At 74.0% G+C, this 1,450-nt stretch carries 1 protein-coding gene and 1 pseudogene; both read left to right on the top strand.

Annotation, left to right across the window (positions count from 1 at the left end):
- Nucleotides 1–331: pseudogene (locus FRZ03_RS21465) on the top strand (serine/threonine protein kinase); the annotation flags it as partial.
- Nucleotides 332–465: 134 nt separating this feature from the next.
- On the top strand, nucleotides 466–1,450 hold a 985-nt coding region (locus FRZ03_RS21460), incomplete at its 3' end, for a serine/threonine-protein kinase (protein ID WP_146466780.1).

The following is a 1,450-nucleotide window of genomic DNA, read 5'->3' as shown; positions in this document are numbered from 1 at the left end:
GGGGTACGGCTACGCCCCGCAGCAGCAGCCCCGGCAGCACGCCCCGCAGCCCCAGCAGTACGCCCCGCCGGCGCCCCAGGAGCCCCGGCGGCCCGAGCGCGAGCCCCGGCCGCCGCGGCAGCGCAGCGCCAACCCGATGAAGATCCCCGGGCTCGGCTGCCTCAAGGGCTGTCTGTTCACGATCGTCATCCTGGTCGTGGCGAGCTGGCTGATCTGGGAGCTGACCCCGCTGCACACCTGGGTCGGCCAGGGGCGCGGCTACTGGCACGAGGTGACGCACTGGGCGGGCCAGGTGAGCGGCTGGGTCAAGGACCTGGGCGGCGGCAACTGACCGGTGGGGCACCGGCAACGGACCCATGGGATAGGCGATTTGTCGATATCTGCCGGGTGATTTCCGTCGCCGCGGTGAAGGTTGGCTCGCCGGACGCGTAGTTTTAACGACAACACGCGTCTGTAGGAGCAGTCTTGGCACGGAAGATCGGCAGCCGGTACACCGCGAACCAGATCCTGGGGCGGGGCAGCGCCGGCACGGTGTGGCTGGGCGAGGGACCCGAGGGACCCGTCGCCATCAAGCTGCTGCGGGAGGACCTCTCCTCCGACCAGGAGCTCGTCGGGCGCTTCGTCCAGGAGCGCACCGCACTGCTCGGACTGGAGCACCCGCACATCGTCACCGTGCGCGACCTCGTGGTCGACGGCAACGACCTGGCCCTCGTGATGGACCTGGTCCGCGGCACCGATCTGCGCACCCGCCTGGAACGGGAGCGGCGGCTCGCCCCCGAGGCGGCCGTGGCGATCGTCGCCGACGTGGCCGACGCGCTGGCCGCCGCCCACCGGGCCGGGGTCGTGCACCGGGACGTCAAGCCGGAGAACGTGCTGCTCGACATGCAGGGCCCGCTCGGTCCCGGCGGCGCCCACCCGGCGCTGCTCACCGACTTCGGCGTGGCCAAGCTGATCGACGCGCCGCGCCGGACCCGCGCGACGAAGATCATCGGCACGCCGGACTACCTGGCCCCCGAGATCGTCGAGGGCCTGCCGCCACGGGCCGCCGTGGACATCTACGCGCTGGCCACCGTGCTGTACGAGCTGCTGGCCGGCTTCACCCCCTTCGGCGGCGGCCACCCCGGCGCCGTCCTGCGCCGGCACGTCACCGAGACGGTCGTGCCCCTCCCCGGCATCCCCGAGGAGCTGTGGCAGCTGATCGTGCAGTGCCTCGCCAAGGCGCCCGCGTCCCGGCTGCGCGCCTCCGAGCTGGCTGCGCGGCTGCGCGAGCAGCTGCCGTCGCTGGCCGGGCTGCCGCCGCTGGACGTGGACGAGCCGGAACCGGCCGAGCAGCCCACCGAGGCGGAACCGGCCGCCGCGGCCCCCGAGCGGGCCGAGACCGTGCGCCGCCGGGGCGCGGTCTCCCTCGTGCCGGGCGCCCGCCCCGACTCCAACCGCGACACCCACACCT

Origin of the sequence: Streptomyces misionensis (assembly GCF_007896895.1) — a bacterium.
Classification (GTDB): Bacteria; Actinomycetota; Actinomycetes; order Streptomycetales; family Streptomycetaceae; genus Streptomyces; species Streptomyces misionensis_A.
The sequence above is the reverse complement of the archived record's forward strand: the minus strand, read 5'-3'. Positions and strand labels throughout refer to the sequence as shown.